General features: G+C 56.1%; 38 protein-coding genes. 13 read left to right on the top strand and 25 right to left on the bottom strand.

Annotated elements, in window-relative coordinates; all coding sequences use genetic code 11:
- Positions 1-50: 50 nt before the first annotated feature.
- The 25 genes from QEZ52_RS00310 to QEZ52_RS00430 form a co-directional block, all read right to left on the bottom strand.
- Positions 51-455: a hypothetical protein gene (locus QEZ52_RS00310; RefSeq protein ID WP_406646868.1), complete on the bottom strand. Its 405-nt coding sequence runs from the start codon at positions 453-455 to the stop codon at positions 51-53.
- Positions 452-841: a hypothetical protein gene (locus QEZ52_RS00315; RefSeq protein ID WP_406646870.1), complete on the bottom strand. Its 390-nt coding sequence runs from the start codon at positions 839-841 to the stop codon at positions 452-454. The genes QEZ52_RS00310 and QEZ52_RS00315 overlap by 4 nt, the downstream gene beginning before the upstream one ends.
- A 3-nt stretch (positions 842-844) precedes the next feature.
- The gene (locus QEZ52_RS00320) at positions 845-1168 is read right to left on the bottom strand and encodes a hypothetical protein (protein WP_406646871.1); all 324 of its coding nucleotides are present in this window, start codon (positions 1166-1168) and stop codon (positions 845-847) included.
- 55 nt (positions 1169-1223) lie between these two features.
- Complete coding sequence (locus tag QEZ52_RS00325; protein ID WP_406646873.1) at positions 1224-2177, bottom strand: DUF2184 domain-containing protein; 954 nt, start codon at positions 2175-2177, stop codon at positions 1224-1226.
- A 16-nt stretch (positions 2178-2193) separates the two neighbouring features.
- A complete protein-coding gene (locus QEZ52_RS00330) occupies positions 2194-2676 on the bottom strand; it encodes a hypothetical protein (protein ID WP_406646875.1) in 483 nt (160 codons plus the stop codon).
- Between the two features lie 3 nt (positions 2677-2679).
- Complete coding sequence (locus QEZ52_RS00335) at positions 2680-3825, bottom strand: DUF2213 domain-containing protein (protein WP_406646877.1); 1146 nt, start codon at positions 3823-3825, stop codon at positions 2680-2682.
- Positions 3822-5639 carry an anti-CBASS protein Acb1 family protein gene (locus tag QEZ52_RS00340; protein WP_406646879.1) on the bottom strand — a complete coding sequence of 606 codons (1818 nt, stop codon included), beginning with the start codon at positions 5637-5639 and terminating at the stop codon, positions 3822-3824. Before QEZ52_RS00340 ends, QEZ52_RS00335 begins: the two co-directional genes overlap by 4 nt.
- Complete coding sequence (gene terL / locus QEZ52_RS00345) at positions 5636-7018, bottom strand: phage terminase large subunit (protein WP_406646881.1); 1383 nt, start codon at positions 7016-7018, stop codon at positions 5636-5638. Before terL ends, QEZ52_RS00340 begins: the two co-directional genes overlap by 4 nt.
- Entirely contained in the window at positions 7005-7391 is a 387-nt protein-coding gene (locus tag QEZ52_RS00350; protein ID WP_406646883.1) for a hypothetical protein, read from the bottom strand. The genes terL and QEZ52_RS00350 overlap by 14 nt, the downstream gene beginning before the upstream one ends.
- Before the next feature lie 13 nt (positions 7392-7404).
- The gene (locus QEZ52_RS00355; protein ID WP_406646886.1) at positions 7405-7707 is read right to left on the bottom strand and encodes a BppU family phage baseplate upper protein; all 303 of its coding nucleotides are present in this window, start codon (positions 7705-7707) and stop codon (positions 7405-7407) included.
- On the bottom strand, positions 7704-8492 hold the full coding sequence (locus QEZ52_RS00360; protein WP_406646888.1) for a discoidin domain-containing protein: 789 nt from the start codon (positions 8490-8492) through the stop codon (positions 7704-7706). The genes QEZ52_RS00355 and QEZ52_RS00360 overlap by 4 nt, the downstream gene beginning before the upstream one ends.
- Positions 8492-8857 (bottom strand): hypothetical protein, encoded by a 366-nt coding sequence (locus QEZ52_RS00365; RefSeq protein ID WP_406646890.1) that lies wholly within the window; start codon positions 8855-8857, stop codon positions 8492-8494. The genes QEZ52_RS00360 and QEZ52_RS00365 overlap by 1 nt, the downstream gene beginning before the upstream one ends.
- A gap of 305 nt (positions 8858-9162) precedes the next feature.
- The gene (locus QEZ52_RS00370) at positions 9163-9498 is read right to left on the bottom strand and encodes a hypothetical protein (RefSeq protein WP_406646892.1); all 336 of its coding nucleotides are present in this window, start codon (positions 9496-9498) and stop codon (positions 9163-9165) included.
- Positions 9499-9585: 87 nt separating this feature from the next.
- Complete coding sequence (locus QEZ52_RS00375) at positions 9586-10251, bottom strand: hypothetical protein (protein WP_406646894.1); 666 nt, start codon at positions 10249-10251, stop codon at positions 9586-9588.
- Positions 10251-10466 carry a hypothetical protein gene (locus tag QEZ52_RS00380; protein WP_406646896.1) on the bottom strand — a complete coding sequence of 72 codons (216 nt, stop codon included), beginning with the start codon at positions 10464-10466 and terminating at the stop codon, positions 10251-10253. Before QEZ52_RS00380 ends, QEZ52_RS00375 begins: the two co-directional genes overlap by 1 nt.
- Complete coding sequence (locus tag QEZ52_RS00385) at positions 10463-11107, bottom strand: hypothetical protein (protein WP_406646898.1); 645 nt, start codon at positions 11105-11107, stop codon at positions 10463-10465. Before QEZ52_RS00385 ends, QEZ52_RS00380 begins: the two co-directional genes overlap by 4 nt.
- A 214-nt stretch (positions 11108-11321) precedes the next feature.
- Positions 11322-12722, bottom strand: a complete 1401-nt coding sequence (locus QEZ52_RS00390) for a DnaB-like helicase C-terminal domain-containing protein (RefSeq protein WP_406646900.1) — start codon at positions 12720-12722, stop codon at positions 11322-11324.
- On the bottom strand, positions 12719-12940 hold the full coding sequence (locus QEZ52_RS00395) for a hypothetical protein (protein ID WP_406646902.1): 222 nt from the start codon (positions 12938-12940) through the stop codon (positions 12719-12721). Before QEZ52_RS00395 ends, QEZ52_RS00390 begins: the two co-directional genes overlap by 4 nt.
- 1 nt (position 12941) lies before the next feature.
- Entirely contained in the window at positions 12942-13886 is a 945-nt protein-coding gene (locus tag QEZ52_RS00400; protein WP_406646904.1) for a DUF1376 domain-containing protein, read from the bottom strand.
- The gene (locus tag QEZ52_RS00405; RefSeq protein ID WP_406646906.1) at positions 13883-14116 is read right to left on the bottom strand and encodes a hypothetical protein; all 234 of its coding nucleotides are present in this window, start codon (positions 14114-14116) and stop codon (positions 13883-13885) included. The genes QEZ52_RS00400 and QEZ52_RS00405 overlap by 4 nt, the downstream gene beginning before the upstream one ends.
- 565 nt (positions 14117-14681) lie before the next feature.
- Positions 14682-15197 carry a hypothetical protein gene (locus QEZ52_RS00410; RefSeq protein WP_406646908.1) on the bottom strand — a complete coding sequence of 172 codons (516 nt, stop codon included), beginning with the start codon at positions 15195-15197 and terminating at the stop codon, positions 14682-14684.
- Positions 15194-15385 carry a hypothetical protein gene (locus QEZ52_RS00415; RefSeq protein WP_406646910.1) on the bottom strand — a complete coding sequence of 64 codons (192 nt, stop codon included), beginning with the start codon at positions 15383-15385 and terminating at the stop codon, positions 15194-15196. The genes QEZ52_RS00410 and QEZ52_RS00415 overlap by 4 nt, the downstream gene beginning before the upstream one ends.
- The gene (locus QEZ52_RS00420; RefSeq protein ID WP_406646912.1) at positions 15385-15726 is read right to left on the bottom strand and encodes a hypothetical protein; all 342 of its coding nucleotides are present in this window, start codon (positions 15724-15726) and stop codon (positions 15385-15387) included. Before QEZ52_RS00420 ends, QEZ52_RS00415 begins: the two co-directional genes overlap by 1 nt.
- A gap of 163 nt (positions 15727-15889) precedes the next feature.
- Positions 15890-16357 carry a hypothetical protein gene (locus QEZ52_RS00425; protein WP_406646914.1) on the bottom strand — a complete coding sequence of 156 codons (468 nt, stop codon included), beginning with the start codon at positions 16355-16357 and terminating at the stop codon, positions 15890-15892.
- Positions 16358-16583: 226 nt separating this feature from the next.
- A complete protein-coding gene (locus QEZ52_RS00430) occupies positions 16584-16862 on the bottom strand; it encodes a hypothetical protein (RefSeq protein ID WP_406646916.1) in 279 nt (92 codons plus the stop codon).
- Positions 16863-16948: 86 nt separating this feature from the next.
- On the opposite strand from QEZ52_RS00430, the gene QEZ52_RS00435 reads away from it, so the two are divergent.
- The 13 genes from QEZ52_RS00435 to QEZ52_RS00495 all read left to right on the top strand — a co-directional run bounded on the left by QEZ52_RS00435 (position 16949) and on the right by QEZ52_RS00495 (position 25658).
- Positions 16949-17281 (top strand): helix-turn-helix domain-containing protein, encoded by a 333-nt coding sequence (locus tag QEZ52_RS00435; protein ID WP_406646918.1) that lies wholly within the window; start codon positions 16949-16951, stop codon positions 17279-17281.
- A 130-nt stretch (positions 17282-17411) separates the two neighbouring features.
- Positions 17412-18182: a hypothetical protein gene (locus QEZ52_RS00440; RefSeq protein WP_406646920.1), complete on the top strand. Its 771-nt coding sequence runs from the start codon at positions 17412-17414 to the stop codon at positions 18180-18182.
- Positions 18183-18989: 807 nt separating this feature from the next.
- The gene (locus tag QEZ52_RS00445) at positions 18990-19382 is read left to right on the top strand and encodes a hypothetical protein (RefSeq protein ID WP_406646922.1); all 393 of its coding nucleotides are present in this window, start codon (positions 18990-18992) and stop codon (positions 19380-19382) included.
- Positions 19383-19387: 5 nt separating this feature from the next.
- Positions 19388-19594 carry a hypothetical protein gene (locus QEZ52_RS00450; RefSeq protein WP_406646924.1) on the top strand — a complete coding sequence of 69 codons (207 nt, stop codon included), beginning with the start codon at positions 19388-19390 and terminating at the stop codon, positions 19592-19594.
- Positions 19594-20013 (top strand): hypothetical protein, encoded by a 420-nt coding sequence (locus QEZ52_RS00455; RefSeq protein ID WP_406646926.1) that lies wholly within the window; start codon positions 19594-19596, stop codon positions 20011-20013. Before QEZ52_RS00450 ends, QEZ52_RS00455 begins: the two co-directional genes overlap by 1 nt.
- Positions 20014-20369: 356 nt before the next feature.
- Positions 20370-20534 (top strand): hypothetical protein, encoded by a 165-nt coding sequence (locus tag QEZ52_RS00460; protein ID WP_406646928.1) that lies wholly within the window; start codon positions 20370-20372, stop codon positions 20532-20534.
- A 269-nt stretch (positions 20535-20803) separates the two neighbouring features.
- Positions 20804-20977 carry a hypothetical protein gene (locus tag QEZ52_RS00465; RefSeq protein ID WP_406646930.1) on the top strand — a complete coding sequence of 58 codons (174 nt, stop codon included), beginning with the start codon at positions 20804-20806 and terminating at the stop codon, positions 20975-20977.
- A 108-nt stretch (positions 20978-21085) separates the two neighbouring features.
- Positions 21086-22129 (top strand): PD-(D/E)XK nuclease-like domain-containing protein, encoded by a 1044-nt coding sequence (locus QEZ52_RS00470; protein WP_406646933.1) that lies wholly within the window; start codon positions 21086-21088, stop codon positions 22127-22129.
- Positions 22126-23133 carry an Rmf/CrpP family protein gene (locus tag QEZ52_RS00475; RefSeq protein WP_406646935.1) on the top strand — a complete coding sequence of 336 codons (1008 nt, stop codon included), beginning with the start codon at positions 22126-22128 and terminating at the stop codon, positions 23131-23133. The genes QEZ52_RS00470 and QEZ52_RS00475 overlap by 4 nt, the downstream gene beginning before the upstream one ends.
- A 220-nt stretch (positions 23134-23353) precedes the next feature.
- The gene (locus QEZ52_RS00480) at positions 23354-23695 is read left to right on the top strand and encodes an HNH endonuclease (RefSeq protein WP_406646937.1); all 342 of its coding nucleotides are present in this window, start codon (positions 23354-23356) and stop codon (positions 23693-23695) included.
- Between the two features lie 16 nt (positions 23696-23711).
- On the top strand, positions 23712-24803 hold the full coding sequence (locus QEZ52_RS00485; protein ID WP_406646940.1) for a hypothetical protein: 1092 nt from the start codon (positions 23712-23714) through the stop codon (positions 24801-24803).
- 291 nt (positions 24804-25094) lie between these two features.
- On the top strand, positions 25095-25460 hold the full coding sequence (locus QEZ52_RS00490; protein WP_406646942.1) for a hypothetical protein: 366 nt from the start codon (positions 25095-25097) through the stop codon (positions 25458-25460).
- A gap of 60 nt (positions 25461-25520) precedes the next feature.
- A complete protein-coding gene (locus QEZ52_RS00495) occupies positions 25521-25658 on the top strand; it encodes a hypothetical protein (RefSeq protein ID WP_406646944.1) in 138 nt (45 codons plus the stop codon).
- The last annotated feature ends 1 nt before the right edge of the window (position 25659 follow it).

Below are 25659 nucleotides of genomic sequence, written 5' to 3' on the forward strand. Positions count from 1 at the left end.
AGGGCTTTCCAGATCCGCGTAAAGGGATCGATGGGTTTCGGTCAGGTCAGTCAGGTTTCCAAATCCAGCTCGTACATCACAGCGACCCCACCGGGCGAAACGGGCCGCACTTCCATGATAAGGTCGAACCGAGTGTCAACGGTGACATCCACCGATGCAACCCCCACGGCAATTTCCTCGCCCTTCTGCGGCACGGCCCCGGTGGCGTTCACGGTCAGGGTGCGGAGGGTTTTCCCGATCAGGGCACCTGATCTGTCCCGTAGGTGCTTGTTGTCCTCGATCGCAGTCAGCTCATGCAGGGTCGGGTTAGGTTCCGGGGTTGCGTCGTGCGGCGACGTGGGGCCGCCTGAGCCGGGCTTTCGCAGCGTGCAGAGCAGTGGGCCGTTACCAACCGCTTCCCCCGCCTCTGCAAGCGCTGCGGCGATCTCTGATGCAATTTCGCTACCTGCGCTCATACCGTGAATGCTCCCGGCACCCGATTGATGTAGGGCGAAAGCATCGCCTCAATCTTGGTGCTGACCGGCGTTGCAGCTTCTGAACCAGTTGCGTCGCCAACGCGTTCCCACTTGATACCCTTCACCTCAACCAGCACCCTTTGCTCTGCCGGAGTGAAGGTCTTGGAGAAAAAGCCCGGGGTGGCCAATTCCAGCTTGGCCGCCTCGTAGGTTGCCTCATCAACATTCGGCGATGTGGCGTCATATCCTGCCATGAACCGGTTCACATGGTGAAATGTAATGTAGTCAGTGGCCCGGATCAGAGCCGACGCACTGGCTGCGTCATCCTCAACGACATCCCCGCGCGCCGCTGCATATGCAATCCAGTCTGTGACGGTTACTGCCATTGGTTAGGCTCCAATGAAAACGACTGACAACGCCTGTTCACGCAGCTTTTCTTCACCCAGGCGTTTGTTGACCTCGACCCCGTGCGCTTCGAGCAATTCGATCATTTCCGCTTTGCCCATCTCTGCGATGGATTCGCGGGTGGTTTCCAGAGACGGTTTCTTGTCTTCAACTTCAACGATCCAACCGTTTTCTTCCCATGCCTGAACAACCGGGCTGTTTGCCAGTTGTTCCAAGACGTCCTGATCAATTTCCAGCGTTCCGCCAGCCGGGACAACGTAGCCCTGCCCCAGCCCCAAATCGCCCTTTGTGGTGTTTCGAACTTCCATAATGGTTCCTCCTGTTAAGGGGGGTGAGGCCGGAGAACCCGGCCCCGCCAATCGCTTAGATGCCGTCGCCGTAGCTGACCGCCTTGGGGAGTTTGATATCCAGGCCACCCAATCGGAACATGCCCGGGATGGAGAACTGGAAACCCTCGACCTGTACCGGGAAGAACCGGTGCGGCATCGGAATGTGCAGTTTCAACACGTCCGGTGCCCGACGATAGGCGATCATCCGGGCTGTCGAGCCCGCGCCTTTGGTCAATAGGCCCCGTTTTGCGCGGATCGTTAGCGGGCGCCCAGTCTGTGCCGTGTACACATTGGCCTTCTGGATGAACTCCAAAATGGTCATGCTGGTGTCGGTCAAGCGCGTCGAGGCGATGTAATTGAACCGCTCGGTGGGCAGGATCAACGTGTCGGCCAGCTCGGTTTCCTTGGTCGCCGTAACAACCCCCGTCAACAGGTCGTTGACATCCCGGATAATCTGATCCGGCGTTTTGTTGGCCCAGAGCGTCGAAGAACCTGTGCCATCTGCAGCGACCGAAACTTGAGGGACACCGGTATAGCTGTAGAGCCCTTCGAAGTTCTTCTTCGTATCGCCATCGAACGAGACGGTGTAGACCATCTGCTCATAGGCACGACGAGCGATCCGGGCCTTCTCACCATCCAGGGCAACCCTCAACAAGCGAGCCTGGTTCACTTCTTCGTAGCCGTACCCATACCCGATGCCGGCACTATGGACCGCAGTCTCGTGCGATGCCATCTGCGCGCCAACCATGGGAACATCCTTCCCGTTGCCATTCAGCCAGTCAGCCTCGCCCGCTCCATCCATCGAATAGTAGGTGACGGACTTCACGAACTCGCCAGACGACGTGTCCACCGGGATCAGTTCAGCATAGTTCAGTTCGGGGTATTTGGTGCGATACACCCCCGCCTCAATGTGCGAGGTCTGATTTTGCGCAAAGCCCAACGAGGCCTGCATGGCATCATTGAACTGTTTTGTGGTCATTGCATTCATTGTTCAGACCCTTTTCTTAAGCGGTGCCAGCAACAGCCGGGACATCCAGGTTGACGCGAATTTTCGCGAGTTCACCGTTTGCAGCGCTGGTTTCCCAGCGGCACCCGGCCAGTTTCAGGGAGGCGCTACCACCTGCATCTGCGTTGGAGAACGTGCCATCGGCAACCAGCACCCATACGTCTTCACCAGCAGAGACACCGCCAGCATCAGTGACTGTCACCCACAGCACGCCCTTGCGCATTAGCAGCGCGGATTCGTATTGCGCGAACTTGTCGTCGGTTACCGATTGGTCACGCACCGTAATTCCGATCACCTGATCAGAGGCCGCGGCCACGGCACCACACTGATTGTCAGCGGTGCCCTGAATGACGGGAACAGCGAAACCGAAGCCTGCCGCTGGCTCAACATCCCGGGAAATCAGGGTGTTGGGTTCAGTGTTTGCGATCATGCCCAGAAAGGCGGCCGCCATATTGTCGGAGTAATTGGTTTGAACAGCCATTGATCAGGCCTCCTGCTTTGCAGTTTCGCCCATCCAGGCGTTGTTCATGTCGATCAGGCTCTCGGAATAGGCCTGGTCTGCGACGGACATGTCGGCTGTGGTGGTGATCACACCGGTTTTCAGCGCGTCAGCGAATGGGTCGGCTTCCTTGGTGTCGGCTGCGATCACTTTGAACATCCCGGAAACCTCGGCGTCCGAAGCGTCTTTGATCGCCTCGTCCCCCATCTTGGCCGCTACCGCTGCTTTGCGCAGATCGGCATCCGACAGACCGGTCGGCTTCACGTCCTTGGCGATCTTCGCCACGGTAGCGACCAGCGCCGCCCGGTCAGCCACCATCTTGTCCAACTTGGCCGGATCTGGCTGGGCATCCTTGGCCTTTTGGAGATCGGCTTTCAAAGTGCCGATTTCTTCGTCTTTGGCATCGATGGCGGCCTTATGGGCTGCTTCGGCATCCGAAAGGATTTTGGCCGTATCGACCTTGAATTGTTCGATGATAAGGGCATCAGAGGCCGCGACCTGCGCCGCCTTGTCGCCCAGCACCACCGTTTTGAGAGCATCGGACATGGTGTCCTCCTTTTTCCTGCTCGGGATGATTGGGCTTGCGCCCCATTGATCCGCACCGTCACCGATGCGGCATTCGCCACCCGCCCGGCCTTTCGGCACGATGGCGAGATGATTGATCCGGATGTTTCGCTGGATCGCGTCGTATGCTTCGCCACCAGGCGTCACACCATCCGTGAATTCGAGGGAACATGTGTACCCGGCTGATAGTTCCCGAGTGCCACCTTCGATCGCTGCAATGGCCTCGGCGTCTTTGACGATCAGGGGCAACTTGATCTTGTTGCCGTCCCATTCGGCTTCGGTCGATACCTCTCCCTTGGCCAGATCTTTCCAGTTGTCCGCCGTTACCTTCTCAGGGTGGCCCAGCGTTACAGGGGCATGGCTGAAAGTCCGAAGGCTATCAGGCGCTCTCACCTCATCTTCTGGACGCCAGACGCGCACCACGCCTTTGTCAGCAAGGCCCACCTCCGCGCCGGTATAACTCTGGATACCTGTACGGACAGCAAAGGCTTCGGCCACAAGGTAGCCGTCATCCGTTTTTCGTGTCCCGCTAAGGGTGGCCGCATCTGTGAAACGCTGCTCGGTCATTGTTCCTTCACTCCTTCAAACCACTTCGGGTTCACTTCTTCGAACACCTCGGGCCCAAGGATGATCTCCCCGGTATAAGGCTGGATTTCGTCCAGTTCCGGGGCATCTGCGGCGTAGGAAATGGTGACGTGGGGCTGGTACTCCGGATGATCCCATTTGGCCCCGGCCCGCTTGGTCTCTTCATGACGCCAGGACAGGTGCGATGATGCGAACAACAACACCCGGGCGTCGCCAAAGCGCTCCATCAAGCGCGGACCACCCGCGTTCACCTTGATCTCTTCGTCCCAGGCTTCACCCACCTTCATCCAGTCGACAGGCTCGCGGCTAAATGCGATTGTCACATGAAGGTCATCGGCTGGCAGAGTGGCTTTGAACCCCTGACCTTTTGCCCAGGCTAGGATTTCGTCTCCATTCAGAACCGGGCGACGAATGTACAAGGTTCGGGGCGCGGCATCGGCGGCGTTCAGGGTGTCGTCGCGGTCTTCATTCTCTTCGTTGTCACCATCAAAGCCACCCGCATCCTTGACATACCCCTCAAGGCCCGGGAATGCGCCGCTTTCAGTCGCCGCGTTCACAGCTGCTTTGACAACAGCCTCAATGGGGACCCCCAAGCGTTCCATCTTTTCCGCCGCAGTCATCAGCTTGTCGGCGTTTTCAGCGCGTTCCTTGTCACTGGGTTGCCAGAGAGGCTTCCAGTTGTAGTGAACATCCGCAGGGCGGTCGCCCAAGGCCGAACGGATCAGGCATTCGTCCAGGATGGTCAATTCCGGTTCGACATCGAGGGTTTGCCGCACTTTCACCCGGTCGTAGTAGCCGCGAGTGTCAGCATCACCAGTCGCGTTCAATCCGCCGGGTGACTGGCCATAGAGCAAGGTCAGGGGGATTTCTGCAGCAGCACTCACGCGCAGCGCAAACCTATCCATTAGGTCCGGAACACTGCCAAAGGACGCCTGTTTCTGTTCGTACTCTTCCTCGCTATCAAGGATGAATGCACCGTTGATGCCCTTGGCCAGGCTTGCAAGCTGGAACCTCTGCAAAAGCAACTTTTCATATTGCTCCCCACCGGAGCGCAGATTCTCGGTGAGGTTCTTCACCTTGAGAACATCGACCTTTGCCTCGAACAAAAGGCTGTCCGCATTGGCAGCGGCCCCATCGTCACGCTGCACCTGGGCCAGCACCGCGTTCAAAACGCTATCGCCCCACCATTGGCCGGTGATCTGCGAATGACCCGGCACCGTTGGCCCGCGAAACAGGACCAGTCGGGAATGATGGATGCGCAGGTTGGTATCAGCCGCAGTGATCGAAAAGAACTCGGGCCGCCCGTGGCCGCTTTCGCGCGGGTCGCGTTGGATTTCCTCCGGGTTGATTTCCCCTTTGTTGAGAACTGTCAGATACTTCAGGCCGCCTTTGCCCATTTTCGACGGGTCCAATGGTTCTTCGGTATCCGTGTCACCGGTTCCAATCATGATGGCAGAACCACCGCGGAAACGGGCAATGCGCAGCGCTTCGATCAGCTTGCCACGGGTATTCAGGCACTTCTCTTCGGCCTCAATCTTTGAGATATCAGCGCCTTCGGCTTGCCACTCTCGCCATTCGCGCCCGGCATCTTCCGCCGGCATATCGATAATCTTCTGTGCCAGCTTCGAAGTTCTGTATGCGGATTCGATCTGAACATCCGAAAGGAGATCCAGCGAATAGAACGAGTGAGACGCCTTGTCCCGGTCGGTCCCCATGCCGGACACAAGATTGCGCAGGCCATCACGCATGGGGATAGTCGCGCCGGTTGCCGTGCGGCGGAAATGCGGCTTGGTCAAAGAGCACCCTCCCAACTGAAGTTGCTGATGTTCAGTAATGTGTTGAATGCGCGACTGGTTGCGTCCGCGTCATCGTCGTGTGTGGCCTCTGGGAAGCCCTCTAATTCCGACAGCCACCGTTCATTCCAGGCTCCGCGCAGAAAGAATACGTTCCCAGCCTCGGCCTGAGCAGAGAAAGGGCTGAACCTGGTCACCTTGTCGCCGGTCTCTGGGCTTGATCGAACGTCATAGCCAACGAGCAGCTTGGTCTGGTAGCTCGTGACCTGTGATTTGCCCGCTTGCCCCGGATCTTGAGCGATACTGATTGTTGTTGCCCGTCCATCCTGTTCGGCGGTGTTCTGAACCAACCGCTCGACACCAGCCGGGCCTTGTCGGTCATAGGTATGATGCCCGACAATGAACCGACCATCAGGCGTTCGCCCCATCTTGTTCCCACAGGTCCAATCCGGGTCATTGCCTTCGATTTTTGGCGTTCCGGCCAAGTCCCAACCTCGGACCCACTTTGTACCCGCCGGCACTGCTTCGATCGGCTTCACCCATTCCCGCCGGAAATACAGTCCCGCGGCTGGCCGGATCTTCCAGTTTCCACCCAGAAGGCGTTCCCGTTCGACCAAGCTCAGGGCCATCAGGTTGGCCATATACTCCGGGTTAGCCGACATAAGCTCCTTATTGTCGGTCAGTTTGGCGGGAACGAACGTCACAGACTTTGGCGGGATCGGCACCTTGTTGCCGTTCTCGTCAATCATCGTGTGGTGTGCCAGATCTTGCGGCTTGTCTGCCCACATGATCGTATCACCGATCCGGACAAACCAGCGAAGCACCCCGCCCCGTTCGGGTATCGCGTAACCAGTGTCCTGATTGATCCACCATGCGATAAACCGGGCCACCCAGCTATCAGCATCCGGATTGCAGGTTGCGCGAATGTATGGCTTCACACCGCTCATGGAACGGTTCCGGCTGACCATGTAGAAGAACTGCTTTTCCGAGAAATGCGTCAACTCATCGAAGTTGATCAGCGGTATTTGCGCGCCTTGGTAATTTCGAACCGTCTTCTCATGCTCGAGGTGCGTGAACTTGATCTTGGCCCCCGATGGAAACCGCCATTCAAGCATGTGACTACGGGGCATTCCCCCGAGCATCGGGTAAAGCTCTGCGCTTTCATCCCACAAACCACCCTCGTTGGTGATCTGAGTTGTTGTGCGTCGAAAGAAAACCGCGCCAAACCTGCCATTGCTGACATGGCGCAGTGGCTCCATCAACAGCCCCCAGGTCTTACCGCCACCTGCGCTGCCCCCGTAGATCGTGATGTCGGCCGAACTTGCCAGGAATTGGGTCTGCGGTCCCTCCTGTGGCCGAATGATCCTACTAGCCGCGCCCATTGTCTGGCAGCTGGAAGGTGACAACTTGGCTCACCGGGGTCATTGATCCATCTGGCGATGTCACTTCGGTTTCGGATTTGTCAGTCTGTCCGAGCGTCTGCTTGCCCAACCAGATCTGCATGGTGACATTACCACCCATAGCCGACTTCCACTGTGCCCGGCGTAGGCTCACCTTTCCCCCGGAGGCATGCCTTTTATAGTACTCCGCAAAACCCTCTTCTCCTGCTTCTTTCAAACGCTTGTCGATCGTGTCCACTGAACAGCCGATGACATGGGCGCATTCCTCCGCGGTGCATTGGATTTCGACAAGGCTCTGCAGCTGTTCAAGATCGACATCGATACGAGGCCGACCGCCTTTATTCTTGGGGGGCATGGTTTTCGAGCCTCTACACAGTGATTGCGGCAATAACCGTGAATGTTGTGGCTAGGACCGTTTGAACCTCGGCACCGTTTGTGACCCGACACTGCAGGTCATAGGTGCCCGCGGCCCCTTGGAACGTTCCGGCCGCATATGTGACAGTGAACACACCACCCGCTGCGTTTGTGATCTGGGTTGTTCCTGCAATGGGGGCTGACGCACCGTTTTTACAAACCGCAGCGATGGAACACCCGGTCAGGTCATAGGCATTGCCGCTCTCGGTAACGGGGACCTCGATCGTCAGGCTGTCTGTTCCGTAAATTGAGGTCATGCAACATCCTCCCAGTGAGCGTTGGCGGTGTGGTGTGGCCATTCGGCTGCTTTTGAGTGCTGCGCCCAAACCCCGGGCTCTGCGACCTCCTGCCAGTCACCCGGCACAGCTGGAGTGGCGGGCCAAATTGCGGCTTCTACCGGTGTCGCCCGAAAAATTCCGTTTAGTAGATGAACAGCCCAGTCCCCGCGGACCGTCGGATTGTTCCAGACACCAGCCGCTGTCATTCGAATTTCACGATCAACTGTGATCTGCACAGCTGGCAGTTTTGGTGAAACCCAAAACCCAGTTGGGTGAAGCGATTGAATAAGCTGAGCGTGTGGTGAGCCCAGGGAGGGGGCCACAGACAGGCCATTCGCAACCAGTTCCGTTGGTCCGGAAGCGTCAGTAACGGCGAACTCATAGCCCGTGTCATAGGGCCATGAGGCGACTGAATAAGAATCGGTGGTTTCCCATGTCGCCCCGTCGTCAGACTTTTGAATATCAAAGCCTACCGGGGCCACACTTGTCAGCAAGGACCTAAGATAGACCTCCTGAACCGTTGTTTCGACACCAAAGTCCTGTTGAATCCAACAGGGATACCCCGCCTCGGCATACCAGCGAGTCGCGGTTGATGCGTCGAAGGCTCTTTCCGCAGAGTTGCCGTTCCAAACAGAGGATGCGCTTGCGTAAGCCTCAGACGTTTGATCCGCGCCGCCGGGGGTTGCTCGCATCTGAATGTCTGACAGTTGCGGCCTGGGACCGTTCCCGCTGGTAATATGGATGCGCCAATATCGGGCAGGCATTAGGCAGCGTCTCGAATGACGATATCAAAGGCGGCCAGATTGAACTGATTGCCGCTGGTAACACCAAGAGTGGCCGAAAGACTTCCTGTCGCAATCAATACCGATGATCCATCTGTAATTGCCCAGTGACTGGCATCTCCTGTTGCTGTCACGCTGGCCTCAGAAACAGCACTGACAGTGACTTTTCGTCCGTCCGGCGCATAATCGGCAGGTGCCACGACTGAAACCGTATCATTGCCCAGAGTATGGGTGCTGGTTGCCTCTGTGTAGGTGGTCGGCTCCTGCGAACAGATGTCGATCCGCGTTCCGTTGGTCTGGATCCAAGCAAGGCCGTTATCCAATACACTGTCGTTCAGATAGGCCATGCGAATTCACCTCCGGTCGCCCGGGCAGTGCCTCTTGTTGATTGAAAACAAAAAGCCCCAGCGTGAGCCAGGGCGGTTGGTTGCGGGCTTTCCACCCGCTGGGCCCAAATAGCCGGGCTGGCATTCACTTGTGTTCAGAAATGGGAGAACCCCAACAAAAAGGGGTGAACCGCTGTATCTCGCGAATCACCCCATTGTGTCATACATGACTCAGTAACTGACTCTCAGTCAAGGGCGTTATGAATTTGGTTCAAGTTTCTGACCTGAAACATGAGGCAAGGCACAACCAATTCAAAGGACTTCGATCACAGGGCGCGAGCCTGAGGCATAACACTAATATCCCGTCCGTGTATGCTCCACATATCCCCAGCTGACCCTGTACTTAGGAAAATCTTGGGGTGCTTCGAACAGATATAGCGCACACGATCTTCGGTCAGATTATTCCAACTCGCTATTGCCCGTGTGCTTCTAAACGCCTCCCCATCCTTGGGAGAAGTATTGTTTTCCATCCAAGAATAAACTCGCTCCTTTTCCTTGCGCTCTTGAAGACTTTTTGCTGCCCATCCCACCAGTAGAACAGTGAGGCCAGCAACAGCACCACCAGCTCCACCAACAATAATTCCCTCAATAGCACTCGTCATCTACCAAACCTATTTCTGCCGGTCTCATGTCGCAGGATCCAATCCGGTCGTTTCGGTGTCAATAACTGCATAACGCATATCTTTCTCCTATCTGCTGACCACTGTGAAAAACTGGTGTGGCACCGGGTATTCCCCATCGGTCCAGGCGTCATTGATGATGTCGATCGTGGTGCGCAGATGTTGTGCGAGGGCCTTCCTTTGCCGGTCTGGGACTGTTGGCCGCTGAAACTTGCCATCCTTGACGGGGATGCGGGTCCAGCCGTTATCAATGGCGACGTTTGAAAGGGTCTGTTGGTTCACGCATACCCGATAGGCCAGCCAAAAGGGCCGGATCCGGTTGTGCGGACCAAGGATACAATCGCCGCGGGGCTTCCCCTTAGGGTAGGTGAAGGCTTTGGCGGTTTTGAGGGCATTCATCGCGCATGTGATCATTCTGACCTTGTGCAACCGGGCAACGGATACACCGCCCCCATCTGTGGGCGAACTGTCGACATACTCACGAATGGCGACCTTGCCGCCCCCGGAAAGGGCTTCCTCATAGAACGCCCCAAAACAGTTTCCGACAGCGCGCTGGGTGTCAGTCAGGTCAAGCCGCGGATCTAACAGCTGGTGGACGTTTGTTTTCATGCCTGCGCCGGTCTGACGTTCCAGGCGGGAGCCTTGCCGGTCAAAGATTTCGGCTTCGGCCTGCTGAAAAACGCGCTGACCGCCTTCGCGAAGCTGGCGTTCGACGTTCTTTTTGGAAACTGCCATCAATTGCCCTTCCGCTTGCCATACATGCCGGTTGCGATGCTTTGAACATGCTCGCGGTCGATGTCGTTGAAAACCTGAGTGGGGTCGATCACAGCAACGCCCAATTGGTGCCAAAGCTGTTTCCGGGCCTCAAAATTGCGGCGCTGCGCTTCCTGTCCAACCGGTGCCGGGCTGTTGGCCTGATGGTAAATGCTGCTGATCTTGGCGTGTTTCATTCCACCACCTCATCATTCTCAGGATAGTCGGACGACAGCTCTAAAAGCTTCCGGCATGGCGGTATCCAATGAAACCTCGTGCTGCCCCTGTTGTCGTACTTGTTCCAGACCAACCAGCAATAGGCTGTCGCAGTGGAGCCCTTTGCGGAAAGCTTGCCCTTGTGCATGACAACACGCTCAGAAAATTGAAGAATGTCCGTCGGGGGGCACACGTTGAATAGTTTGTTGTACCGCCCCACGCCCTCAAGAAACGCGCTCCGGACAATAACAGCAGATCCGATGCGGCTAGTTTGCAGCGCGCGGTCGATGAACTGCGCCGCCAACCGAAAAGGAGGGTTTGTAATCGTCCAGTCAACCGCGGCTGGCGGTGGCCCAAAGAGATAATCAACCACCGGAAACCCGGCGCCGTAATCATGTACATCAGAGGCTTCAACGGTCCTAAAATACTCTAGAAGCGGGACAACCATATGCCCCCGGTTCGCCGCCGGTTCGCGACAGGTCAATTTGTACGGTTCGCCACCTGTGTGACTGATCCAATCACAAAGCGCGCGTGTAGCCCAAGGCGGTGTGGGGAAGTCGTCCAAGCTGCTGTTTGGCTCTTTCCGATTTTGCATGACTGCCATGCTGGTGTTCTGGACCATCACGCGCTCCTTTTCTGGGCTCTGGGTAGGTGGAGGTCTATCAAGTAGATCTTGAGTAGTGCGATCTGATGAAACATGGCCCCAGCGTCCCCAGGACCGACTTTCATCGCCGTAACGGCCTCTCGCTCTTCATTGGATACGGCTTCAACCGCTTCGACGGTCTGGCAAGCGCGCAGGCGGTCCTTGATGCGAGTGGCTTCCTTTAGAACAGAGGTCAAAACTCAAGTTCCTCCTGGTTGGCGGGGGCTTGCAGATCCCAGAATTGGTTTGTCGAGATTGCACAGCCGATCCGATCGGACCCAATGGCGCCCATTCGCTGCTTGGCAGTGATGACTTCCATGACGTTTTTGGATTGCTCGATTGCCCGCAGCTGGGCGTCCCGTTCTTCCAGGTCTTCTTTCGCGCGTTCCCTGCTCAGGTAGTAGCTCTCGCGGTAGCAGAACAGCACAACATCCGCGTCCTGTTCGATCTGACCGCTATCTCGCAGGTCAGACAACATCGGCCGCTTGTCTTCCCGGTTTTCAACCTGACGGCTCAGCTGAGACAAGGCGATCACCGGGCATTCCAAGGTCTTGGCGATGTTCTTGAGGCTGTTGGATACGTCGCCAACACGTTCATTCAGGCTGTTACCCTTGCCTTCGGCCAGCTGCATATAGTCAACGACCACCAGGCCGAGCCCACCCATGTTGGCAAACTGCCGGTCAATTTTCTTGAGGGCAGAGAATATGCCCCGAATATCGCGAACATGCGGCGGAACGATCTCGATCGGCAGGGAGATGTTTTCCTTTGCCGCGTCTACGGTCTTGCGGAAATCCTCTTCGCTCATTTCATGGGCACGGCGATAATTGAAGTATTCGACCCCGGACAACTCGGACAAGATCCGATGTGACAACCCCTCGGCGTCCATCTCGACAGAGACGATTCCCACCGGCACGTTTTGCCGCGCGGCGCGGATTGCCAACGAGGTTGCCAGCGAGGTTTTGCCCATCGACGGACGGCCGGCCAAAACGATCAAATCCGGAGAAAACAGCCCGCCCAGGCGTTCATCAAGCGCGGTCAGGTTGGTTTGAATGCCGGTCGGCTTGTCACCGTGGTATGCCTCATCAATTTTTGCGATCGTGTCGCTGAATGCTTTGAGTAGAGAAATAGAACTGTCTTTTCCGTCAGTGCTAACGCCGCTCAGAACTTCATCGACGTGGGATTTCACCTCCCCCAACGGCTTGCGGCTCCGGATCGCTTCCATGCCGTGCCGGAAGGTCTCATAGACCCGACGTTCTTCGGCAATCTGAATAACCTCTCGGGCGTAATCCTTGACCGCGAATGTCGATATGGCGAACCCGACAAGTTTGACCAGGTAATCGGCACCGCCGAGTTCCCCAAGCCCCTCATCGCCTTCAAAGTCCGATCGCAGCGTCACCGGGCTGGCAATCTTTTCACCTTCGACCCTGGCCGCAATCGTCTCCCAAATCTTTGCGTGAATCGGATCATAAAAATGATCTGCATTCAAAATCGCAGAGACTTCATGAAACCGATCGTTGTTGCTCAGAACTGCACCAAGCACTTGCTGTTCCAGCTCCACATTGGCGGGGACGTAAATTGGCTGCTGGATGTTCATGCGTTGCTGCTCCCGGCTTGAAATTCCTGCAACCGGCGGGCCGCAACACGAACGCATGACGTTTTCTTGCGGGCCAATTCAGCAATGTCACCGGGCATCGGGCGTTTGCGCCGATCTCCGTTCTCGGCACCCATCCACCAGCGGCAGGCGTCCTGGATGGCCCAGGCCGGGAAGTCTCTCAACTCGGCGTACCAGTCTTCTGCGATAGCCTGCATCATTTCAGCTGGAACCGACGACACGAAGTATTGGCTGAGAAGGGTCGCCACCCGCCCACAGATCCACTGTTTGCTGGCCGGGGTCGAAAGTTGGTTCACAATCGCTTGCTTGGTTTCCGCCTCCTGCATCGTCTGAATGGGCACATGCGGCGAAGCCATCAAGGAGGCTACCATGCGCTGAATTTGATCTTCCGTTGCTGGGTGACGGGCTTCGGTCAGGGCGGTTGTCATAGTTCCCCTCAATCAGTTTGGTGAAATTTGCGGGCTTGACCAGCCAATCGAAACAGAACCCTGTCCAATTGTTCTGGGATCGACCGCACAGGAAATCGGATTTTGCTGCTGATCGGAGAGCATTCTTCCAGCCCTCGATTCCCCCGCATTCTTTCAATCGGGCTCGAAGAGAGCGGGAACGGCTGGCTGTCAGCTTCTGCACCTTTGGCCAGCCGACGTGATTTGCAGCGATGTTGTAGGCTGAGACAGCTTCGGATGTCTGGCAGTTCTCGGCATTCGATTTGGGCGGGTCAGATTTCTGATCTGACAAGGATACGTCAGTATCCTTATTCTTATATGGTTCTGGTTCTGGTTCTGTATGGCTTAACTGTCGTTTTGCTAAGTTATTGTTTTTCCGTGGACCAGAGGCATTTTCACGCTTTTTATCTTGGAGTTTCGAGAGAGTTTCGAGCTCCGAAACTGCGCGTTTATTCGAAAGAAACTCGCCCGAGACGGTGATTTTCCCCCCGTCTATCAGCGTTTGACGGATGCTTTTCCACTTGCGAATTGAACACCCAAGAAGCCCGGAAATGTACCGATCATCATCAGGTAATTCGCCCCCTTGCATGTAGATCAGATCCAGGACCACTCGATACGCGCACTTGACCTCAAAAGGCATGCCAATTGTGCCTTCGATAAAGTCTCGCGGATAGGCTTTGTAATACGGCAGGCCATTCATTTCGCCCACCCCGCGATCTGATTGGGTTTCTGTTTGATCAGCTGCGCAGCGCCTGTTCTGGCGGCCGCACACAGGGGCCCAAGCCATCCATTGGCCCGTAGGTCGGAAATCTCGCCTCTGACGTCCTGCACGGGCCGCTCAAGGCGGATAGCGATGTCTTCGGCCCCTAGCCCCTCAAGCAGCAAGATACGGACCTGTGAGCGCCAATGCAGTTTCGGTTGACCGTTCATCCCTCGGCCCTCCTGTAGAGGAACCGACCGGGGGATTTCGGATCCCGCTCACGGGCTACCTTACCGGCCCGGGATAACAACATCAGATCCTGGCCACATGTTTGAATATGGTACCCAGTCTTCTCAGACATTTCCCGTGAGGACATGGTGCCTTTCAAGGCTTCAAAAATGACGTCTACTCGATGTGGCTTTGGGTCTGCCACTTTCTGGGGTATCGCCCGATATTCCCTTTCGTTCGTACCGCCTCTGGCCTCCAGATGTTTGCGCTTGAATAGCAGCGCAGCGCGCTTGCGCATGTGGGGCCTATTCCAGCCCAGCTTTTCGATAAGCTCCCTGACCGGGGTCCAATCTGCACAAAGGGCAAGAAGATCACGGCAGTTCTCTTCCGTAGACCCCAAGACTGGGGCCTTGCTCTCGGACCGGGGGGTGATCCCCATTCCTGCGGTCAGTCGATCTTCCCTCGCGCGGGATTCTTCGGGCGTGTACCGGCGAATCTTGAAGATCGGCGCGACCCCGCGCCCCTTGTCTGGGTTTCGAACACTGGCGATCTGTTGACTAGGTAGGCTCATCCTGTCCTCCGAGAGAGTAGAAGGCCGCTCTGGGCGGCATATGATGGGGATTGGTGGGCGCACATGATGTCGAACACGGCGCCCGCGTCGGATTCATCAAAGGACTGGGGGTTCCAGCCGAGCATTTGACACCGGCCCATGATCGCGCGCTTGCGGTTGTCTCGCCCGATCAGCTTCGCACCGACGAAATGCTTGTCGATGGTGCCAACCTCAAAGGTCACGCACGGCACACCTTTCAGCGCCGCCCAGCCTTGGATCGAAGAGACCAACCCAAACAGCAGGCGCAGCTTTTCCTTGCTGTCGCGCTTGGGATTGATGATCGGTTCTTCGATTCCGATAGCTTCGACACCGTGATCAGAAATCAGTTCATGGGCCAGCCGCATGGCATTGGAGAAACGAAGCTCGTGGGGCTTCCCTTGCCCAAGATCACGCGAAAGGAATTGTGGTGTCTGCCCCGGTTCCCCGAGACAGACGCCAGTTGTTGTTGCCACATCAAGTCCAGCGACAATCATGCCACTTTCCAGCCGCGGGTCGCGTGGAGTTGGAGCGTCTTGCCGGTTTGAGACTTCTTGAAACGGTTAAGACGCCGCTTCCCCCAACCTTCCTGAGACGTTTCACGGATTTTCCCGTAGAAAGATTGATCGGCATCTGGAAATTCCGGGAATTCAGGCACGGCAACTGAATTGAGGATCTTGAACATCAGCCCATCGCCCCTTCCATTTCGCCAGCCTGCTCATTGGCCTTGTCCACCATGTCTTTGAACTCGCCTTCCCACTGGGGCAGCAGAGCAGAGAACATCGGGGAGAAAGAGCGCAAGAAGTCAGCCTTTTTGTCCGGGCTCATCTTGTCGATCCGCTCGACAATCGACAGTGCGTCCTTGTGGCAATCCAAGCTTTCAGCTTCCTGTTTTCGGGCCTGAGCAAGGCTCGAAGAGCTTTCCGAACTGGATGTCGCTTTGCCGTGTATCCGATCCAGCGCGCCGCGCAGTTTCTGAGTGTCTACCGTGAATTCTTCGGTGGCTTTCGCCATGTCTTTGGGCATTCTGGTTCCTTTTCTCAAAAAGAGACCCGACCGCCTAAGCAGCCGGGCCAAATTCAACAGGGAGTGTTGATTGCGGGGCAAGTGCCGGCCCCGCGCCGGGGTCTTGCAGGAACGAAGCTGTAGCCCCGGCCCCATTGGGTTTTGACTTGGGCGCTCAAGGAACTCATTCACCTGCCCTCTGGTGCAGAGCCGCCCGGTAAGCCATGGCTGCTTGAACAAGCTCATCGACTTCCTTGATCGCGGCCTGGGCTTCCAAACGAGTGAAGTCATCCGGGTTCGATGAAACCTCTGAATGCGCTTTTGCGTGAACGCTCAGGACGTCCGAGAACTCTTTCGTCAGATCGTGAATATTTGAACGCAAAGCACCTTGGACCGGCAGCGGCTGAAACACCCCGCCGGCCAAACGCGCAAAATGAACAGCCACCGGTTCCGCGGACTGCGGGACGATCCGGCCCAGGCGATGCAGGTGATTAACCCCCAATCCCCCTGGCCGGTCCTCATCACAACTGGACGCGCGCGAAAGGCTGGACACCGCCAAGCCAAGATCATTGCTGGCACATTCAAGCCCGCCTGCCACCGAAATGGCATCGCGCACGACCTCCTGAATGGAGCCGGGTTTAACCGCCCTCATGGCAATATTCTCCGTGAGATTTGCCGTGCATTCCCGACGCCCTTGACGGACATTTGGTGCACAGTTGATTGAGTGAAAAGTGATGTTGAACAGAGGTCAGGCAGAGCCATTGAAGCGCCGACACATCCCGGTCGGGCTACCTTCCGCCGAATTGGGCCAAACCATGGGCCGGGGGTTTTTGAAAGTCCCGGCCCAATTCGGCAAGTGGCGAAGGAAGCGGCCCTGGTCATTGGGCCGCCTCCGGTTGGCTGTGCCGCAGATCTTCGGGCGAGGTTACTTCCTTGAAGCTAAACAGCCGCCGGAAACGGTCCTCATCGACTTCCAATCCGTCGCGTTCAACGATTTCTTGGCAAACAAAGAACCAAGACGAAGGCAGTTGCCCTCGCTTCTTCTGGTTCGAAATCTGGCTCTCGCTGACGCCAAGTTCAGTCGCTAACTTCGCCCGTCCTACATTCTCGATGAAGGTTGTGACATCTTGGTCAATGTGTGTGGAAACATCAGTCATGTTTCCCGTATCTCACATTTTGTGAGTTATTTCAAACCCACAAAATGAGATTTGTCACAAAAAGTGAGATGGCGCATTAATAACCCATGAGCGATTCAGACAAATATCCCCATGCGCAGATAGGCGAACGACTGAAGGCCATCAGGCTTTCTAAAGATTTGAATGTAAAAGAATTTGTCTCATTAATCGATGTAAACTACACCCGCTACATCAACTGGGAAACAGGGGCTCGCCGCCTGATGCCAGAAGACGCGGTAAAGTTTTGCGATCTGTTCGAAGTGGACCTGGATTTCATATATCGCGGTAAGCTGGATGCGTTGTCAGATAAAATTCTGAAAGCCCTGTCATCCATGCCACGGGACAGCGCCCACAAAACATCCAAAGACAACCCTGACACCTCCGCTAGATCAATAAGCTGATCAAGCTTTTCATCGTTATTCATACTACTCCCCGGCGTAAATTCGCTGGCCGGTTGACCTTTTCACATGCGGCTTGTTGCAGTCAACATTTACGTGCATTGTGTCAATATATTAGCGCAGAGGGTGAGTTGTGGACAAAACTCAGATCGCAAAACTCAAAGCATCATGGCGCGAACTCATTGATAACAAAAGAGTTCCGGGGGGTCTTGAGAAGCTATCAGTCTTAATCGGGAAAAGCCCCTCATACCTCAGAAATCACCTGAACAACTCAAGCGTTCCAGGTGTTGACGTAATAATGGGGCTATCAGAACACCTCAAAATACCCCCCAATGAGCTTCTGAACTACCACCCCTCAAAGCTACATCACGAATCAAACCTGGATGCGATGCAGATTGCCGACAGCATTGCTCAAGAGGTCTGGGGAATAGTAGTCAACAAGCTCACACAGGGCACAGACCGCCCAACCGGAAGAGATCTGATGCTCTGGTGGAAGAGTAATAACGGCAGACTGGAAGCATCCGACGCTTTTGCCGAATGCTTCGACTTGTACTACGAGCCCAAAGGAGAGACGCGCGAAATCAGGGCCCTCTCTCTAGGGCAGAGAAGTTTGGCAGCTGTTTCCCTAGGAGTTCATTCGCCGGAGGTTCTGAGAAACACCCTCGCTCCGCTCGGAACGGAATTCGCCCACCGGATCCTTCTTTCCCATTCCCAGTCGATCCAAGAAGGCCCTATTTCCACCCTTGAAACGCTGGACGTTGCCCACCCGAACGGCCTCAACAGAATTACCATAGAGTACATCAGAACCCTACTTCCGGTCACTGCTCCGGACGGAACGTCTTGTGTCCTCAATTACTCGGAGCTTCTCGGGAAACCTGGAATAATGTCTGGCCATATCCGTTAGGTCCGATCGGCTATTATAGACACAGAATTCCTTACTGCTTCTGGTCGGGGTTTCCACCAGCCACTCCTGCGGGCCCGGGCTAACTCTGGAAAACCCATATGACCAAGCACCTCCATTTTCGGCGCGGTTTTCACCTATGAAGCTGTACGCCCAGTTGCTGTTCCATTTGATGGCCGCCAGCATCTGCGCATACATTGTGAAGCATCTCAGGTGAGTTCCCCAAAGGCGATATTCCTTCTTCAGAATGAGATCACCGAAGTAGGTTACATCTCCCCTGACTTCCGCATCAATCGTTTCTGACATCGCTCTAACCCTCTCCCCCAAATCCTGGCCGTACTGACGTCGAAGGGAGCGCTGCCAGAAGGAAGTCAAAGATTCCTCTCCGATCCTATCCCGTCTGGCCGCTATCCCCCCAATTGGGTCCCCCTCATGATGGAGGATAAGCCAGAAGCAGTTATCTGACGAAAAATCATTATAGAACGGGGACATATTCGGTGTGAGGTACGTCTTCCCAGACGTCAAAAGAGTTTCGACAGCACGCTCAAAATCAACAGTTTCCTCAACTGAAAACTCTTCGTCGCTCAACGCTGCAAGGCAGAAATGTAGCACCTTCACTTTGGGAGTAATGAGCATAAAGCCCTCCTGTCATGTTTTCCAATTCGGACAATCTTACAGACACGCCAATCCCTCAATCTAAGTTTCCACATTTCAAGCCAGCCGGTTTAAAGAAACTCACATTTTGTGATTTTTATCTTGCAAGCTCACAATTTGTGATTTATCTTCATCCCCAGAAACGGGAGATGAGACATGCTTACCACCATCGAAACACTGCTTCCCAACAGCGGGTTTGACCGGAAGGCTGAAATGCGCCGGATCGCCATCCTGGGGGACGTTCAGCACATTGCCAAAAGCGTGTGGTCTTGGGGTCTGGGAGCAAGCAAGACACCCACGATGGAAGCAACCGTGAATTACTACGGGAATTCCCGGTGTGCCCCTCACGAACGTGTTCTGGCGGTTCATGACTACTTTGCGGACTTTGTTCCAAGTGGTCGGTTGGAAGACCTTTCCAAGTACTCCCGTGATGATCTGCGCGCGTTGATGATCACCATCCGCGATGCATCGGCAAAGCAGGAGAAGGCTGTCCGGGCCCGTATGTCCGACGCACGTTTTCTCGACCTTCTCCCTTTGGCAGCGGAGTGATTGACATGACACCCAGCGAACACAACGAAATCGCCATGACGATTGCCGCGGTTCTCATCGAAACTCAGGTGGACCCGCAGGACGTCGAAAACATTCTGGCAAACGCCGAACTGGATTTTGAGGCTTTGTATTCGAAGCGCGAAGCGGGACTGATTGAAGCCGCTGGCGACGACAGAGCCCATGCAGCGCGCGACCGCGCAAGGGGGCTGTGATGAGTGACCGATTGAAAACCTTCACCGAAATCCAGAAGCTTTGCAACAACGCCAAAGAAACAGAGACATTTTGGTCGAGGTACCGCGAGACCACGGCGAAAGACAACATCGACAAATACAAAGCTGGGTTCAGTGTTGATGACCGGAATACAAGCTTCACCGTGAAAACCAGTTTTTCCAGCTACACCGGCACATATGGGAGCTCATCTGTCTACCGCTTTGACGGAATGGATAGAGATTTGCTGCCGAAATACATGGTTCGCGCCATGAATGAGCTTTCGGAAGAGCTGTTCGCCAAGGCCGCGGAACTGATGCGCAATGACGCAGCTGCAAAGCTGGATAAGGCTCAAGAAGAAGTATCGGCCATGCAAGCGGCACTTGATTCGGTTGTTGCCGAAACATCCGGGGAGGCTTCCTGATGTACTCCGGCCCCGAACACAGACGTTTCAAGGCGACTGTCGAGCAGTTGTCGACCATGCGGTGCCCTCAAGCTCACGGAGCCGCAGAACCGGCGGGCGGGGGCAAGTCCTCCCTCCCTGCCCGTCGGAAGAACATCGAGATCCCCACGCAAGGTGGCGGAGGCCGGGAAGGAGACTACCGGCAATCAGAGACAGGTGTCTGGCATTCACCTGTTTCGCAGACAGCGGACGCCGAATGTTGTTGCAGCGACGTTCAACAAGGCCAAACCGCGCGGTGTGCCAGCACTCCCAGCGCCGAAAGCGTAGAGGGCCGTTTGATCGGCTCCCAGAGGGTGGGAAGCCCTCGCTTTCAGAAGATGTTGGAACGCCACAATTCGCAACAGATCCGCAAGGATGACTTGGACTGTTGGCTGACATCCAAGGAACCTCTGCTGCTGCTGCTGATTCTGGTGGTGTTCATTCTTGGCTCTTTGGCTGTTGCTCATGCTGGATTGCTCTACGCCCTGGCGTTGTCGTCATGATCCGCAGCATCCAGATAGGCGGCCCCAATGGCCCCATAGTGCAAGGCGAGTTGCGTCGCGAGTGGTCCGCGCCCCACCGACAGGCTCCAAACTGGACTGTCACGAGCGAAACCAGAGCCGTGATCGACGTCGACGGGAAACCACACGTCGGTCGGCTGATCGAGAGTTACCGAACACTCCCTGGGCGGGTCTCTTCCTGAACCTGCCCTTACTGCCCCGGCGGGCGCTGCTCGCCCTGCCGGGGGCTTTTAATCCCCAAGGAGATTGAAATGCCAGACCTACATGACGCTCTTAAAGCTCTCAACAAAGCCGCATATCACGCGATCCGGGCGGGCAGTGACACCACAATGCACCCGGATCTTGACCGCCAGTCACTGCGCGAAATCGCATGGGCCACAGACAAGCTTGTCGATGACAACGCGCCGACAGTCGAGACCACCTAACACCCCCATTCTGGCGCACCCCGTTTCATCCCTGCGCCAGATAACCCCGGCGGCCACGTCCTATCCAAACGCCTGTGTCGCCGGGGATCTATCAAAAGGAATGACGATATGTTCGATGTATCAGAATTTGAAATCCGAGTGTTGAAGCCGGACCAAATCATCACGGAACCTGGGTTCTATCAGATGCCTTTGGACCGCCACCATTCCCAGCCTTGCGACGGTCCCTCTGTCACCTCTGGTGTATTGCGCAAAATGGAGCTGGATTGCCCTGCCGTCGTCTGGGAACGCCATCTGTTGAACCCAAACCGGACAGAAATGAAACAGACCGACGCCTTGCGCTTTGGGCGCATCATGGCGGCCTATATCGAACACGGGCCGGAAGGCGTTGAAGATCATGTTTTGGTGACACGGAGCGGCCCGCCAAGCTTGCCAGTCACTGAAATGATCCAGTTGGTCGAAGATGGTCACACATTCACCAAAGCCCCACCCAATCGCCCGTCTGCCGAAGCTGTGAAAAGGTACGTCGAAGGGACAGCGACACCAGCCATGGCCAAGGCGGTGGAATACCATTTGGAACTGGAAAAAGACCCGCGCGAAAAGATCAGCGAAAACGATTGGGAAATGATCTGCGCCATGGGCAAGGCACTGGCCAACAACCCCGACGCAACCGCAGCTATGGACGGAACCCCGGAAATCAGCATGGCGTGGCAGGATGAGGCAACCGGCCTTTGGTGCCTCGCGCGTCCTGACACAGTGTCGTTTTCGGGCATGACAACCGATTACAAAAAAATGTCGTCCATGGGCCGTGAATTCAACGCCCGCTTGGTCGATAGCAGGATCACAATCCACGGCTATGACATGCAAGGCGGTTTTGCCTGTGAGGGCTTTGAACAGCTGACCGGCCACTGGCCGTTGTTCGGCATTATCGCCCAGCACGACGTCGCGCCTTTCAGCGCAATCGTTCGAGAGATCCCCGACGAAGACCTGAAAATCGGCAAGTTCCGTAACCACCGCGCCCTGCGCCGATTCCGCGAATGTCTGGACAGCGGGCATTGGCCCGGGCCTGGCGAGAACATCGGAGCATATCAGCGGCCAAACTGGCAACGTGAACGGCTTTTGGAAGAAATGAACAATGCAGGGGAAGCCCCATGAATACTGTTACAAACGTATCTGTCGCTAAAGAGGTTCAGGAAATCAGGTCTTTTGATCCGGGCCTTGGCGCATACAGCTTTGAAAATCTTGGGCAAGTTGTTCAATTTGCTGACCTGATGTCTGCAGCTGGTGAAATGCTGCCAGTACACCTCAGGAAAAAGCCCGCGCTTTGTTTGGCTGTAACCATGCGCGCAATGCAATGGGGCTTCGATCCTTTCGCTTTGGCGCTGGAAACATATCAAGTGAAAGATGGGGGAATTATTGGCTACCAAGCCAAGGTATTCACGGCCGCTTTGCGTCAAGCCGCTGGGATTACGTTGAAATACCGATACACCGGAACAATCAAAATGTTGGACAAGCCGGTCACGAGTAGCAAAGGCAGAGAGATTGCCAAAAGAACCGCAACTGGCGACAGGAAGTGCATTGTATACGCCGAAATGGGTGGGGAAGTATTCGAATATGAAACCCTCACTTTGGACGAAATCACCATAAAAAATAGCCCGCTCTGGCACAACGACCCGGATCAACAGTTGGCGTACTATGGCGGGCGCGGGTGGGGCCGCCGGTTTCGTGCTGATGTTATGATGGGGGCCTATTCGGCTGATGAGGTCGAAGAGATGAGGGACGTCACCCCCAAGCCCGCCACCGGCGCATTTGCGGCCCGGGTGGCCCAAGCACGTCAGGCGCAGGAAGCCCCTGCGATCGAAAACGCGCCAGAGCCAACAACAGGAGAGGTTGTGCCGGATCAGGACGCTGAACCTGTCCCGGCTGAGAAGACCGCAACCGCGGAACTGCCCCTTGATGATCAGGAAGCTGACACCTCGGCTCACTGGACCGATGACATTGACTTGGCCGACGCCTTCCCGGGCGACGATGATTTCAGCGTCGGTGCCAAGGCGCACGGGGCCGGGGAATACCGGACAGACTGCCCGCATTTCGATGATCACGAGCGCGCGGCGCAATGGCTGGGAGGCTGGGATCAGGCGGAAAAGGCCAAGTCATGACCCGATTTCGCAGGCCAACACATCGTTGCCCCGAATGCCATCTGACCTTTTACAGCGCCGAGGCTGTAGAGGGCCACCGGGCAACGGCGCAAGGTTCATGCTTTGACAGCCTGCCAAACATCATGCGGGCGAGGGTCAGAGATTTCAAACAAAGGCACAGCATCACACCGCCTCCATTACCAGAGCCGGAACCCGAATTTGATGTCTTAGAGGATTTGTAATGACCCGTCGCAAGCGAACCACCCTGCAGCGCGCCAAGATATTCGATGATCACAAGGGCAAGTGCCACATTTGCGAGGAAAAAATCGACGGCACTCGGGAAGCCTGGGAACTGGAACACGTCATTCCCTACGAAATGACCAGAGACGACACCGACGAGAACTTAGCCCCGGCGCATGTGTCCTGCCACAGGGGGAAAACCCGGGCCGACAAGGCCGATATTGCCAAGGCCAAGCGGGTCAGCGCCAAACACAACGGCGCTCGCATGAGCAAGAACCCCCTGCCTGGTGGCAAGAATGATCGCCGAAAAAAGAAAATCGACGGGACCGTTGTTCCCCGCTGAAACGAAAGGAATTCAGATGAAAGACCAAGCCCCCGAGTCGACAGAATTGGCCCTACCGGAACCGACAGCGCTCAAAGAGTTGTTTGGAAAGCCGGAAGGCATCACTGGGATCATTGAACGCATCGAAAAGGATGTGCGGTCGGAAGTCCCTGACTTGACCACCAAGAAGGGCCGGGACCGGGTTAAATCGCTGGCCTACAAGGTGTCTCAGTCCAAAACGACCCTGGACGGTGTTGGAAAGGAACTGAACGACGCAACACGCAAGTCACTTGAAAAAGTCGATGAGCAACGCCGGGATATTCGATCCCGCCTTGATGCCCTGCGCGATGAGGTTCGCAAACCGTTAGAAGACTGGGAAGCTGCCGAAAAGAAACGGGTTGAAGGGCACAAGGAAAACCTGCGGACATTTGACGTCTCCCGGGTCGATCCGACCATGACCAGTGAAACCATCAAGGCTGTGATTGATGAGGTCTCAACCGTCGCCATTGATGAAAGCTGGGAAGAATTCCAAGAATTTGCCGAAGCATCCAAGGCCGAATGCCTGGCCGCATGGAAAATCCACCTGACGATCGCCATTGATCGCGAGGAACAGGCCGAAAAGATCGCCCGCTTGGAAGCCGAAGCCGCCGAGCGGGACCGCAAGGAAGCCGCCGAGCGCGCCGAGCGGGAAGCCGAAGAGAAAAAACGGCATGACAAGGAAATGGCCGAACGCCGGGAACGTGAGGCGGCCGAGGCCGAAGAGCGCCGCCAGCAGGAAGCGCGCGAAGCCGAAGAACGTCGATTGGAAGAACTGGAAAAAGCCAAGGCCGAAGCCGAAGAACGGGCCAAACGGGAAGCCGACGCCGAAGCCAAACGGAAACAAGAAGAACACGAGCGCGAACTTGCCGAAGCCAAACGCCGGGAAGAACAGGCCGCCGAACGTGAGCGTCAGCGCATGGCCCAAGAGCGCGAAGAGGAAGAGCGCGCCCGGGCAAAGCGCGAAGCCGACAAGGCCCACCGCGCCCGGATCCAAGACGAAATTGCAGCGGCTCTTTCCCCCTTGCCCCGCGAGGCAATCCCCGCCGCTCTTATGGACGGCCGGATCCCTCATGTTCGCATTCTGATTTGAACAAAGGTGGGCATTCTGCCCTCCTCCCCCTTCTCCACCGTGAGTGAGATCAAAAGGAATTGGAGAAGGGGAAACCAAGCAACCACTACCGACGAAGGACCGTCAAATGAGAGACCTGCGACCCTGTGAAAGCTGCGGCGGATGGCGCGAAAAATACTGCGCCTGCGACAACTGCGGACACGCTCCCGAGACCGATTTCGCGCCCACCGAACTACCAAAACCCGAGGGCAACAGCCGCAGCCTGCGGCGAATGCTCAAGAACAAGAAACGCAAATAATTGGACACCCAATCATGACCGCACTACCGATTAAAGAAGCCAAGGGGATCGCAGACCGGCACGGCTGGGATCAGGTGGTCGTAATTGCCCGCAAGGTGGGTGACGATGGCTATGAACATGTCGTGACCTACGGCAAGGACGCCGCCCACTGTGAGGCCGCATCGCGGGCTGGGATGGCCATCAAACATCACCTGATGAAATGGCCCGCCTCGCTTTTCGACAGCGCCTTGCGGGTGCTGGGCGTTGGCCGAGACGCAGACAACGGGCGCGCCCTGTCCGTCATGCTGTCTGAGGAACCATCCGACAATGACGTGCGCATGATCCACGACTTTCTGAAACCGCCAACCTGCTCGCCGCGCCAAGTGGCCGAAGGCAAGTGAGAGGACCCTTTTTTGTCACCCCTCCCACCACTAGCCCGCACGTTTTGAAGGAACCGATTGATGCTCGACCAAACCAAGATTGAATGGTGTGATTACACTGTGAACGCCTGGGAAGGCTGTCAGAAGGTCGGCAAGAAAGCCGCCGGCCGATTTCTCGACGGTCGCGAGTGGAACCAGTTCCCGGAGGAGATCAGGTGAC

Origin of the sequence: Aliisedimentitalea scapharcae, assembly GCF_045277565.1 — a bacterium.
GTDB classification, from domain to species: domain Bacteria; phylum Pseudomonadota; class Alphaproteobacteria; order Rhodobacterales; family Rhodobacteraceae; genus Aliisedimentitalea; species Aliisedimentitalea scapharcae.

Coding starts and splice junctions, on each gene's coding strand:
- QEZ52_RS00310 (WP_406646868.1), bottom strand. CDS start 455: ATGAGCGCAGGTAGCGAAATTGCATCAGAGATCGCCGCAGCGCTTGCA.
- QEZ52_RS00315 (WP_406646870.1), bottom strand. CDS start 841: ATGGCAGTAACCGTCACAGACTGGATTGCATATGCAGCGGCGCGCGGG.
- QEZ52_RS00320 (WP_406646871.1), bottom strand. CDS start 1,168: ATGGAAGTTCGAAACACCACAAAGGGCGATTTGGGGCTGGGGCAGGGC.
- QEZ52_RS00325 (WP_406646873.1), bottom strand. CDS start 2,177: ATGAATGCAATGACCACAAAACAGTTCAATGATGCCATGCAGGCCTCG.
- QEZ52_RS00330 (WP_406646875.1), bottom strand. CDS start 2,676: ATGGCTGTTCAAACCAATTACTCCGACAATATGGCGGCCGCCTTTCTG.
- QEZ52_RS00335 (WP_406646877.1), bottom strand. CDS start 3,825: ATGACCGAGCAGCGTTTCACAGATGCGGCCACCCTTAGCGGGACACGA.
- terL (WP_406646881.1), bottom strand. CDS start 7,018: ATGGGCGCGGCTAGTAGGATCATTCGGCCACAGGAGGGACCGCAGACC.
- QEZ52_RS00350 (WP_406646883.1), bottom strand. CDS start 7,391: ATGCCCCCCAAGAATAAAGGCGGTCGGCCTCGTATCGATGTCGATCTT.
- QEZ52_RS00355 (WP_406646886.1), bottom strand. CDS start 7,707: ATGACCTCAATTTACGGAACAGACAGCCTGACGATCGAGGTCCCCGTT.
- QEZ52_RS00360 (WP_406646888.1), bottom strand. CDS start 8,492: ATGCCTGCCCGATATTGGCGCATCCATATTACCAGCGGGAACGGTCCC.
- QEZ52_RS00365 (WP_406646890.1), bottom strand. CDS start 8,857: ATGGCCTATCTGAACGACAGTGTATTGGATAACGGCCTTGCTTGGATC.
- QEZ52_RS00370 (WP_406646892.1), bottom strand. CDS start 9,498: ATGACGAGTGCTATTGAGGGAATTATTGTTGGTGGAGCTGGTGGTGCT.
- QEZ52_RS00375 (WP_406646894.1), bottom strand. CDS start 10,251: ATGGCAGTTTCCAAAAAGAACGTCGAACGCCAGCTTCGCGAAGGCGGT.
- QEZ52_RS00380 (WP_406646896.1), bottom strand. CDS start 10,466: ATGAAACACGCCAAGATCAGCAGCATTTACCATCAGGCCAACAGCCCG.
- QEZ52_RS00385 (WP_406646898.1), bottom strand. CDS start 11,107: ATGGTCCAGAACACCAGCATGGCAGTCATGCAAAATCGGAAAGAGCCA.
- QEZ52_RS00390 (WP_406646900.1), bottom strand. CDS start 12,722: ATGAACATCCAGCAGCCAATTTACGTCCCCGCCAATGTGGAGCTGGAA.
- QEZ52_RS00395 (WP_406646902.1), bottom strand. CDS start 12,940: ATGATGCAGGCTATCGCAGAAGACTGGTACGCCGAGTTGAGAGACTTC.
- QEZ52_RS00400 (WP_406646904.1), bottom strand. CDS start 13,886: ATGAATGGCCTGCCGTATTACAAAGCCTATCCGCGAGACTTTATCGAA.
- QEZ52_RS00405 (WP_406646906.1), bottom strand. CDS start 14,116: ATGAACGGTCAACCGAAACTGCATTGGCGCTCACAGGTCCGTATCTTG.
- QEZ52_RS00410 (WP_406646908.1), bottom strand. CDS start 15,197: ATGATTGTCGCTGGACTTGATGTGGCAACAACAACTGGCGTCTGTCTC.
- QEZ52_RS00415 (WP_406646910.1), bottom strand. CDS start 15,385: ATGTTCAAGATCCTCAATTCAGTTGCCGTGCCTGAATTCCCGGAATTT.
- QEZ52_RS00420 (WP_406646912.1), bottom strand. CDS start 15,726: ATGCCCAAAGACATGGCGAAAGCCACCGAAGAATTCACGGTAGACACT.
- QEZ52_RS00425 (WP_406646914.1), bottom strand. CDS start 16,357: ATGAGGGCGGTTAAACCCGGCTCCATTCAGGAGGTCGTGCGCGATGCC.
- QEZ52_RS00430 (WP_406646916.1), bottom strand. CDS start 16,862: ATGACTGATGTTTCCACACACATTGACCAAGATGTCACAACCTTCATC.
- QEZ52_RS00435 (WP_406646918.1), top strand. CDS start 16,949: ATGAGCGATTCAGACAAATATCCCCATGCGCAGATAGGCGAACGACTG.
- QEZ52_RS00445 (WP_406646922.1), top strand. CDS start 18,990: ATGCTTACCACCATCGAAACACTGCTTCCCAACAGCGGGTTTGACCGG.
- QEZ52_RS00450 (WP_406646924.1), top strand. CDS start 19,388: ATGACACCCAGCGAACACAACGAAATCGCCATGACGATTGCCGCGGTT.
- QEZ52_RS00455 (WP_406646926.1), top strand. CDS start 19,594: ATGAGTGACCGATTGAAAACCTTCACCGAAATCCAGAAGCTTTGCAAC.
- QEZ52_RS00460 (WP_406646928.1), top strand. CDS start 20,370: ATGTTGGAACGCCACAATTCGCAACAGATCCGCAAGGATGACTTGGAC.
- QEZ52_RS00465 (WP_406646930.1), top strand. CDS start 20,804: ATGCCAGACCTACATGACGCTCTTAAAGCTCTCAACAAAGCCGCATAT.
- QEZ52_RS00470 (WP_406646933.1), top strand. CDS start 21,086: ATGTTCGATGTATCAGAATTTGAAATCCGAGTGTTGAAGCCGGACCAA.
- QEZ52_RS00475 (WP_406646935.1), top strand. CDS start 22,126: ATGAATACTGTTACAAACGTATCTGTCGCTAAAGAGGTTCAGGAAATC.
- QEZ52_RS00480 (WP_406646937.1), top strand. CDS start 23,354: ATGACCCGTCGCAAGCGAACCACCCTGCAGCGCGCCAAGATATTCGAT.
- QEZ52_RS00485 (WP_406646940.1), top strand. CDS start 23,712: ATGAAAGACCAAGCCCCCGAGTCGACAGAATTGGCCCTACCGGAACCG.
- QEZ52_RS00490 (WP_406646942.1), top strand. CDS start 25,095: ATGACCGCACTACCGATTAAAGAAGCCAAGGGGATCGCAGACCGGCAC.
- QEZ52_RS00495 (WP_406646944.1), top strand. CDS start 25,521: ATGCTCGACCAAACCAAGATTGAATGGTGTGATTACACTGTGAACGCC.